This is a genomic window from Propionicimonas sp. (assembly GCF_047606205.1).
Lineage (GTDB): Bacteria > Actinomycetota > Actinomycetes > Propionibacteriales > Propionibacteriaceae > Propionicimonas.
Genome location: NZ_JASGES010000147.1, coordinates 1 through 9,111, shown reverse-complemented (window position 1 = coordinate 9,111; position 9,111 = coordinate 1). Strand labels below are relative to the sequence as shown.

At 72.0% G+C, this 9,111-nt stretch carries 10 protein-coding genes and 1 riboswitch; of the genes, 8 read left to right on the top strand and 2 right to left on the bottom strand.

Translation table 11 applies throughout. The features are described from left to right. The first annotated feature begins 30 nt into the window (after positions 1 to 30). Positions 31 to 101, top strand: a riboswitch (Fluoride riboswitch). Positions 102 to 134: 33 nt separating this feature from the next. The 7 genes from QM633_RS09475 to QM633_RS09445 all read left to right on the top strand — a co-directional run bounded on the left by QM633_RS09475 (position 135) and on the right by QM633_RS09445 (position 5,433). Beyond that, positions 135 to 677: a universal stress protein gene (locus QM633_RS09475; protein WP_415153509.1), complete on the top strand. Its 543-nt coding sequence runs from the start codon at positions 135 to 137 to the stop codon at positions 675 to 677. Further along, a complete protein-coding gene (locus QM633_RS09470; protein ID WP_415153508.1) occupies positions 671 to 1,153 on the top strand; it encodes a FluC/FEX family fluoride channel in 483 nt (160 codons plus the stop codon). The genes QM633_RS09475 and QM633_RS09470 overlap by 7 nt, the downstream gene beginning before the upstream one ends. Continuing rightward, positions 1,150 to 1,518, top strand: a complete 369-nt coding sequence (locus tag QM633_RS09465; RefSeq protein ID WP_415153507.1) for a fluoride efflux transporter FluC — start codon at positions 1,150 to 1,152, stop codon at positions 1,516 to 1,518. The genes QM633_RS09470 and QM633_RS09465 overlap by 4 nt, the downstream gene beginning before the upstream one ends. A 114-nt stretch (positions 1,519 to 1,632) precedes the next feature. Beyond that, on the top strand, positions 1,633 to 2,211 hold the full coding sequence (locus tag QM633_RS09460; protein WP_415153506.1) for a hypothetical protein: 579 nt from the start codon (positions 1,633 to 1,635) through the stop codon (positions 2,209 to 2,211). Between the two features lie 90 nt (positions 2,212 to 2,301). Further along, positions 2,302 to 3,354: an NAD(P)-dependent alcohol dehydrogenase gene (locus QM633_RS09455; RefSeq protein ID WP_415153505.1), complete on the top strand. Its 1,053-nt coding sequence runs from the start codon at positions 2,302 to 2,304 to the stop codon at positions 3,352 to 3,354. Positions 3,355 to 3,458: 104 nt separating this feature from the next. Further along, positions 3,459 to 3,956, top strand: coding sequence for a sigma-70 family RNA polymerase sigma factor (locus tag QM633_RS09450; protein WP_415153504.1), 498 nt, complete (start codon positions 3,459 to 3,461; stop codon positions 3,954 to 3,956). Beyond that, complete coding sequence (locus tag QM633_RS09445) at positions 3,949 to 5,433, top strand: hypothetical protein (RefSeq protein ID WP_415153503.1); 1,485 nt, start codon at positions 3,949 to 3,951, stop codon at positions 5,431 to 5,433. The genes QM633_RS09450 and QM633_RS09445 overlap by 8 nt, the downstream gene beginning before the upstream one ends. Before the next feature lie 41 nt (positions 5,434 to 5,474). Here QM633_RS09445 and QM633_RS09440 read toward each other — a convergent pair whose 3' ends face one another. Beyond that, entirely contained in the window at positions 5,475 to 7,703 is a 2,229-nt protein-coding gene (locus QM633_RS09440) for a 6-phosphofructokinase (protein WP_415153502.1), read from the bottom strand. 16 nt (positions 7,704 to 7,719) lie between these two features. Beyond that, positions 7,720 to 8,484: a D-alanyl-D-alanine carboxypeptidase family protein gene (locus QM633_RS09435; RefSeq protein ID WP_415153501.1), complete on the bottom strand. Its 765-nt coding sequence runs from the start codon at positions 8,482 to 8,484 to the stop codon at positions 7,720 to 7,722. A gap of 174 nt (positions 8,485 to 8,658) precedes the next feature. Between QM633_RS09435 and QM633_RS09430 the strand changes: the two genes are divergently transcribed. After that, positions 8,659 to 9,111: hypothetical protein (locus QM633_RS09430; RefSeq protein WP_415153500.1), on the top strand; the 453-nt coding region annotated here is incomplete at its 3' end.

Genomic DNA, 9,111 nt, shown 5'->3' with positions numbered 1-9,111 from the left:
CGGTGCCGTGCGTCCGGGCGGTTCGCTAAGGTGCGGGGAGGCGATGGATCCCGCCCGGGCTCGTCCCGAACCGCCGACAGGCTGATGGTTCCTGCTCCGTCGATGGGCGCGGAGCGTGCCCACAGGAGGTCGAGATGGCGTTCGGTCGCGTACCCCAGCCCAGTCCGCAGCGCATGGTTCCCGTGCCCGGCCACCCGATCGTGGTCGGAGTGGTCCCGGGGCAGCCGGAACTCGTCGCGCTGAACGCGGCCGCCTGGTCGAACGCGCTGGGTGGTGTGCCGCTCTACTTCGGCTATTCCGACCCGTCCCGCATCGTCGACGTGGAGGCGGAGGACGGGACCGTCCAGCACTCGGCGATCAGCCCCGACCAGGCCGACGACTCCTGGCAGGAGCGGGAGACGCAGATCAGGACCTTCCTGGCCACGGTGCTCGCCGACCACTCCGGGCCGTGGGAGTTCCGCTATCTCGCCGGCCGTGCCGACCGGGCGCTCACTCACCTGGCCAGGGCGGTCGATGCGTCGGCCATCATGGTCGGCGCCAAGCACCCCTCCTCGGCCGAGCGGTGGCGCGAGTTCATCGCCGGCTCGGTCGCGGTGCGGCTCGCCAGGCATCAGCACCGCCCGGTCGTGATCGTGCCGCTGGCCGTCGTCGACTGGAAGGCGCCGGCCGCGTGGTAGACGTTCGCGATGGCGGGCACAGCGTCCCCGGCCTGCGGATGCTCCGGATCCCGGTGCGTCCGGTGTGGCTGGGGGTGATCATGGTCGGCGGCACGGTCGGCACGGCCGTCCGCGCCGCGCTGGAGTCGGCCTGGCCCGCAGTCCCGGGCCAGTGGCCGTGGACCACGTTCTGGATCAACCTGTCCGGGGCTCTGGTGCTCGGCGCCCTGCTCGAGGTGCTGGCGGCGAGCGGGCCGGATCGCGGGTGGCGTCGCGGGCTCCGGCTGGGCGTGGGCACCGGCGTGCTCGGCGGCTACACCACCTACAGCACGTTCTCGGTCGAGACGGTGTCCCTGGTCCGGTCCGGTGCGTTGCCGGTCGGCGTCGGCTATGCGCTGGCCAGCGTCGTGATCGGCGTCGGCCTGGCCTATCTCGGGGCGAGGGCCGCGCGCCGGCTGATGCGCGCGGCCCGGCGCGCACGAGGGGGCATCCGGTGATCCCGGTCCTGGTCGCGCTGGCCGGAGGCCTCGGTGCCGTCACCCGGTTCGTGGTGGACGCCCAGGTGCAGCGCCGGACGGCGAACTCGCGGGTGCCGCAGGGGACGGTGCTGATCAACGTGACCGGCTCGCTGCTGCTCGGCCTGATCACCGGCTGGTGGACGTTCCACACCGGAGACCCCGGCGTCCGGACGGTGCTCGGGACGGGCTTCCTCGGCGGCTACACCACCTTCAGCACGGCCTGCGTGGAAGCGGCGCGGCTGACCAGGGCCGGCATCGGGTGGGGGGCCGTCGCGCACGCGGTCGGCATGCTGGTGCTCAGTGTCGCCGGTGCCGCGTTCGGGTTCTGGCTCGGGAGCCTGTGACCCGGCGGTCCGGCCCACGGCTGAGCGAGATCAGCGGCGGACGGGTCCCCCTTTCGGGGGACAGGACGGGTATGGTTGGCCTCACCCCGACGGACACGGAGCTGAGGAGGCGAGGTGGACGAACAGCCCGGACGCGAGTTCGAGGTGGACGTCAAGCCCGGCTTTGCCGTCACGATGGTCCTGCTCGTGCTCGTCTACGCCTGGTTCCACTTCCTGGCCACCCGGCGGTTCGGTGAACCGGTCCCGCTGGCGGAGTCGCTGAACTGGGGCGCATCGGTCACCGTCCTGGTCCTGCTCGGCACGATCATCCACGAACTCGGCCACGTCGTCGCGGGCATGGCCGCCGGCCACCAGTGGACCAAGGCCGTCCTCAACGGCGCGGGGCTCGGCGTCGTCATCGAGCCCCGACCCAGCGGCTGGGACCGCGTGCTGCGCAGCGCCGCCGGCCCGTTCGCGCACCTGCTGTTCTCCCTCCCGGTCCTCGCGGTGGCCTACTTCGGCACCGCGGACGGGCAGCTCACCGCCGGCGCCACCGAGACCTCGCTGTGGTGGGTCGGCGGCATCAGCAGCCTCTTCCTCGCGGTCCTGAACGTGCTGCCCTTCCCCGGCTTCGACGGGGCGAAGATCCTCGAGGGCGTTCGTGAGTTGTCCGCCCGGCGCACGATGGTCGCCGGCCGCTTCGTCAAGACCTGACCGGGCCGGGGCCGCGTCCCTCGGTGCGGTCCGCGGGCGCCTGCGCAGGCTGGCAGAATGCAGGGTGTTCCCCGCAGATCAGGAGTTGTCATGCCCGAGGCGATCGCGTACGCCATCGACGGCCCCACCGGCCGTTTCTCCCGCACCACCATCCAGCGGCGTGAGCCCGGGCCGACCGAGGTGCTGTTCGACGTCGTCTACGCAGGGATCTGCCACTCCGACATCCACACCGCACGCGGCGAGTGGGGGCCGGCGACCTACCCCCTGGTGCCGGGGCACGAACTGGCCGGTGTCGTCCGCGAGGTCGGCACGCAGGTGACCAGGTTCGCGGTCGGCGACCGGGTCGGCGTCGGCTGCTTCGTCGACTCCTGCGGCGAATGCGAGCAGTGCCGGGCGGGCCTGGAGCAGTTCTGCGACGGCCCGGGCGGAACTGTCTGGACCTACAACGCGACCGGGCGGGACGGCCTTCCGACCGCCGGCGGCTACTCGACCTGCATCACGGTCGAACAGGACTACCTCTGCCGGATCCCGGACGGAATCGAGCTGGTCAACGCGGCGCCGCTGCTCTGCGCGGGAATCACCCTGTACTCGCCGCTGAAGCGGTGGGGCGCCGGTCCCGGCACGCGGGTCGCGATCGTCGGCATGGGTGGACTCGGCCACATGGGCGTCCAGATCGCCGCGGCGATGGGCGCGGAGGTGGCGGTGATCAGCCAGACCCGCTCCAAGGAGGCCGACGGGCGCCGGTTCGGGGCGAGTGAGTACTACGCGGTCTCCGAGCCGGGGACGCTGCGCGGCCTGCGCGGCAGCTTCGACCTGGTGATCTCGACCGTCTCCGGCGACCAGGACCTGAACGCGCTGGTCCGCACCCTGAAGGTCGGCGGCGCACTGGTGGACGTCGGCCTGCCCGAGCACCCGGTGACGCTCAACCTGTCCGGCCTGACCGCGGGCAACCGGATCCTCGCCGGCTCGCAGATCGGCGGCATCGCGGAGACCCAGGAGATGCTGGAGTTCTGCGCCGAGCACGGCCTGGCCGCCCAGGTCGAGGTGATCGGCGGCGAGGACATCAACGACGCGTACGGCCGGGTGGTGGCCTCCGACGTCCGCTACCGCTTCGTGATCGACACGTCCACCTTCGCGGGGTGATCCTCCGGGAGGCCGGCCTGCAACGCCGCGGGCGCCTCCTGAATAGAGAGGACGTGAGCAGTGACGACCGCGCCGGTCGAACCCCAGCCGCGACGGTGGAGCCGATGCCTGCGCTGACCTTCGAGGACTACGTCCGCGCCCGGTCGGACGGACTGGTGAGGCTGGCCTGCCTGATCACCCGTGACTGGGAGGAAGCCAGGGATGCCGTCCAGGACGCCCTGGTCAGCCTGTATCCGCGCTGGGCGTCGCTGGATCCCGAGCGGGCGGACGCGTACGTCCGTCGTTCGGTGACGAACGCCTGCCTGGTCCGGTTGCGCCGGCTGCGGAGGGTACGTCCGGTAGCGGACCCGATGCTGCTGGCGTCCGCTCCCGTGGTGGCCGACCTGGGCGCCGGGTTCGTGCTGGCGGACGCGGCGTGGCAGCTGTGTGCGAGCCTGCCACCGGTGCAGCGGGCGGCCGTCGTCCTGCGGTTCTATGACGATCTCAGCTATGCGGAGGTGGCGCGGGCGCTGCGCTGTCCGGAGGCGACGGCACGTTCGCACATCCATCGTGCGCTGAAGGCACTGCGCGAGCGCGAGCGGGCGGGAGACGGTGATGAGTGAGCTCGAGCGAGGTTTCCGGGAGGGACTGGGACGGATCGAGGTGCTGCCCGCACCGGTGACGCCGATCGCGCCGGAGGCGATCGTCGCCCTCGGCGAGGTGGCCAAGCGGCGTCTCAGGCGGGTTCGTACCCTGCTGGTCGCGGCCATGGTCGCTGTGCTGGCGACGGCGATCGGGCTGGCCGGAGCGCTCCTCGAGGGCGGCCCGGCCGGGGACGTGGTGGTCGGGGTGCCGAGCGCGCCGGCGTCCTCGGGGCCCCCGTTGGTCCAGCCGGCGCCGGAAGACCCGAGCACCGGTGAGGTGCTGGTGGATGATCCCGGCCTGCTGTCGGTCAACGGGGTCGGACGGGGGCCGACGGCGCTGAGCGTCGACGGCGACACCGTGTACGTCCTCGACCCGGTCGTCGGGCGGATCGTCGTGTACAGGGACGGGACGAAGACCCTCTCGGTGTTCAGCCCCGTCGAGGGAACCCTGACCGGCATTCTCGTCCGCGACGGCGTGTGGTACCTGGTGGTGGACGGCCGGGTGCACGCCTACGAGCTGCGCGGTTCGGACCTGGTGGCGGGGCAGGACCTGCCGGCCGGGGTCGCGGCGGCGACGGATGTCACGCGGCTGATCGCCGTGGCGGACGACATCGTCGCTGTGCGGCAGGGCGGCGAGTGGCTGCTCGTCGCCGGGCCCGGCCCGCTCCCGGTCGCGCCGGACGTCCGGGTCGGCGCCGCCGGGGACCGGCTGGTCGTGCAGGACGGCGGCTTCGAGGTGGAGATCCTCACCCGCAACCCTGCGCTGTCGGGTTCGCTGGTGGCCCGCGATGCCGACCACGCCTGGTACGAGATCTGGGACACCCGGCGCGACGACACCGGCGGCAGCACCAGCCAGGGCTACCTGTACGAGTTCACCAGGGACGGCGGCCTCGTCGCCACCTACACCTACCCGATCAGCGCCGCCATGGCCGCCGATCGCACGGCCGCCGTGGTGGACGGCAAGGTGTACTGGCTGTTCGTGTCGCAGGACCGTGCGCAGGTGCTCCTGCTGCACCCGTCCCAGGCGGGTGCGACACTCCCCACTGCGTCCACGCTCCCGGAAGGATTCCGGAAGGTGCGCTACGACACGGTCGACACGGGCCAGCGCGTCGAACTCGGCGTCCCCGAGAGCTGGGGCGAGGCCTACTCCCCGCCCTCCGACTACTGCTTCAGGAGCTCCTTCGACTTCCCCGACTCGCCCTATGTGGACACCAACCACGGCCTGGACCAGCACCACGCCGACAACTGCGCCGCCCTGACCCCGGCGCGGCAGGCGCTGCATGTGTCGGTCACCGACCCGTCCGCCGTCGTGGCGGGCCGGCCCTGGGACGGGGACACCCCGGGCTGGAAGCAGTGGTCGTCCACGATCGAGGGCGTGGTGGTGACCGTCACCGGCAGGACCTCGGATGCGGCCCTGGCCAGGCGGATCCTCGCCACCGTCCGGGTGACGACCTGAACGGCAGGGTGGCCTCCTGCGGCAGCGGGGGATCGTCCCGTTCAGACGGCAGCGTCCGAGACGGCCTTCAGCACCGGACGCAGCGCCAGCCACCACTGCTCCTTGGGGCGTCGGTAGCGCAGGTCCATCTCGCCCAGCATCTGGCTCATCGGGAAGGCGGTGACCTTCGACTGCACGAGGCCGAGGTAGAAGCTCTCGCTCGTCCCGCCGGCCAACTGGTCGTTGATCAGGTTCAGCGCGCGTGAGACGAGCCTGACGGCCAGCAGCCGGTCGAACGCCGTCGGACAGCCGCCCTGCTGGATGTGGCCGAGCACGTTCTGCCGCACGTCGTAGAGACCCTGGCCCTCCTGCTCCAGCAGCCGGGCCAGGAAGTCGGTCGTGTACAGCGGGTTCGCCAGCTCGTTGCGCATCGCGAGAAACAGCTTGCGGCCGGAGGCGAAGCTGTTCCGCAGCCAGGTCAGGTCCTCCGACAGCGCGTCCAGGCTGATCCCCTCCTCGTGGAGGTAGACCCGCTCGGCCCCGCCGGCGAGCGCGCCCATCAGCGTGAGGTAGCCGCAGTAGCGGCCCATCGTCTCCACCACGAACGCCCGCTTGGCCGCGCTGCCGGACATCTTGATCCGGTCGATCGCCTCGGTGATCACGTTCAGGGCCGTGTCGGCCCCGATCGCGAGCTCGGAGCCGGGCAGGTTGTTGTCGATGGACGCGGGCACGCACACGATCGGCAGCCCGCAGGCGGGGAACCGGTCGCGTTCGGAGTGCAGCAACTCTGCGGCCTGGTAGCCGTTCCAGCCGCCGATCATCAGCAGCGCATCGATGTGGTTGTCCTCGATGGTCCGGCTGATCCGGTACAGCTCCTCAACGGTCGGCACCGTGCGCCGCACGCCGAGGTCGGCGCCGCCGTCGGTCAGCCATCCTTCGACGTCGGCCCAGACCAGCTCGGTGACGTGGCCGTCCCGCAGCCCGGGGAACCCGTCGTGGACGCCGAGCATCGTGTGGCCGCGGCTGATGCCCAGCCGGACGGCGTCCCGCGCCGCGGCGTTCATGCCGGGGGCGAGGCCGCCGGCATGGATGACGGCGATCCGCTTCGACGTCTCCGGCGCGTCGATCCGGCTCGGCTCCACCAGCTCCTGCAGGATCCCGTACGCCTCGACGAACGAGCCGCCGCGCTGGGCCATCGCCGCGTCGTAGTCGCCGGAGGCGATCAGCGTCGGCACCCTGCGGGTGGCGGCGACCGCCTCGACCAGCGGTACCCGATGGACCCGGTTGCCGCGGAAACCGAGCACGGGACCGGGGACGTCGGCGGTCGCACCCAGCACCTCCAGCACCGCCTCGTAGCCGAGCCAGGTCGACGCCCAGCGGTCGTACGCGCTCGGCGCCCCGCCACGCTGCACATGGCCGAGGATCGTGACCCGCGCGTCCTCGTGCAGCTGGTCCTCGATCACCTGGCGCACGTAGGCCGACGTGATCGGGTCGCCGTTGCGGTCGCGTGCGCCCTCGGCGACCACGACCAGGGAGTCCCGCCGTCCGGCCGCCCTGCCCCTGCGGAGGGCCGCGCACATGCGCTCCTCCCACCCCGGGGCCGGCGGTTGCTCGGGCAGCAGCACGTAGTCGCAGCCGCCGGCGATCGCGCTCATCAGGGCCAGATAGCCGCAGTGGCGTCCCATCACCTCGACGACGAAGCTGCGCTGGTGGCTGGCCGCCGTGCTGGCCAGGTCGTCGATCGCGTCGACGATGCGGTGCAAGGCGGTGTCGGCGCCGATCGTCATGTCGGTGCCGACCAGGTCGTTGTCGATGGAGCCGACCAGCCCGGCGAACAGCAGGCAGGGGTGCGCGTCGGCCACCTCCCGGCTGAGCTCGCCTGCCGTCACCAGCTCCTCGAGCAGGTCCGGCCACTCCGCGCGGAACTGGTCGAGGCCGGACAGCGACCCGTCCCCGCCGATCACGATCAGCCGGTCGATCTCGTGTTCGAGCAGGTTGCGGGCGGCCCTGCGGCGCCCGTCGCGCTCGCGGAAGTCCTTCGACCGGAACGTGCCGATCATCGTGCCGCCCTTGTGCAGGATGCTGCCGACGTCCTCCCAGACGAGCTCGCGGATGCCGGTCCCGCCGTCCACCATGCCCTGGTAGCCCTCGTAGATCGCGAACACCTGGGCGCCCAGGCTCACCGCCGTGCGCACGACCGCGCGCACGGCCGCGTTCATGCCCTGTGCGTCGCCGCCGCTGGTCAGGATGCCGATCCGCTTGCCCGCGCCGGGGAGGGTGTCGATGCTCATGCCGCCATTCTTGCGCTCAGGCGAGGCCGAGGTACTCCTCGAGGGTGAGCTTGTTGTTGCCGAACTTCACGGCGTCCGCCCTGCCGATGTAGCGGTAGTGCCACGGTTCGTAGTGGTAGCCGGTGATCTTCGCCTTGCCGTTGGGGTAGCGGAGGATGAACCCGTACTCGTGGGCGTGCGCGAACAGCCACTTTCCGGTCGCGGTGTTGGCCATCGGAAGGCTCCACGTCACGCCGTCCCACAGGTCGACGGCCAGCCCGGTCTGGTGCTCGCTGGCACCGGCCGGGGCGTAGAAGCTGATGTTCTGCGGGTAGTTCTTGAGGGCCCTCTGGTAGCTGGCGTTCTGACTGGCCCAGTCGCGGTAGCCGCTGTGGACGCGGATCCTCACCCCGTCGGCCTTCGCCGCCGCCGTCATCCGGGCGAGCGCCTTCGCTGCCACCGCTTCGAGGTGGTACGGGCCGGTGGGGTGTTCCGGCCCGTACGCGGCGGTGATCCGGTGCTTCTTGGACACGACGATGATCCCGTTCACCTCGTACGGCGTCGCCCGTTGGGCGCCCTTCCGGGTGTCCTTCGGGGGCGTGTCCACGGTCGGCGTCGGGGTCGTCGTGGCACTCGGCGTCGGGGTCGCGGACGGCGTGACGGTGGGCGTCGCCGACGGCGTGCTGGTCGACGCGACGGGCCCGGGAGCGGACGTCACCCCCTGGGGAGGTTCTGCGGAGCAGCCGGCGAGGCCGAGGGCCGCCGCCGTCACCGCGCAGGCGAGGGTCCGCGGGACCCTCACGAGTTCTGCTCGGTCGACGCCCCGCCTCGGGTGTCGGGCGTCTGGGACGCCTGGGAGCTGGACTCGGTCGAACGGCTGGTGCCGGCGGAAGACTTCACGCCCTCGACGTGGACCGCGTAGTCGGAACTCTCCTTGCGGGCGGGCTCGGCCGGCGGCTCTTCTGCCTTGGCCGGCTTGCGCTGGCTCTGGTCCGGGGAGTCCGAACCCGTCGCCGTCGAGTCATCCGCCGCCGAGCCGCTGGCGGACGCGGACGGACGGTACGTGGCGCTGGGCCGCGGTGTGGGCGATGACGTCCAGGTCGGCGACGCGGACGCCGTCGGCGTGGCGGTGATCGTCGGTGTGGCGGTCGCGGTCGGAGTTTCGGTCGCGGTGGGCGTGTCCGTCGGCGTGGGTGTGTCCGTCGGCGTGGGCGTCACGGTCGGAGTGGGTGTGTCCGTCGCGGTGGGCGGCACGGTCGGCGTGGGTGTCACGGTCGGAGTGGGTGTGTCGGTCGCGGTGGGTGTGTCGGTCGGAGTGGGTGTGTCGGTCGCGGTGGGTGTGTCGGTCGGCGTGGGTGTGTCGGTCGGCGTGGGTGTGTCGGTCGGCGTGGGTGTGTCGGTCGCGGTGGGTGTGTCGGTCGCGGTCGGT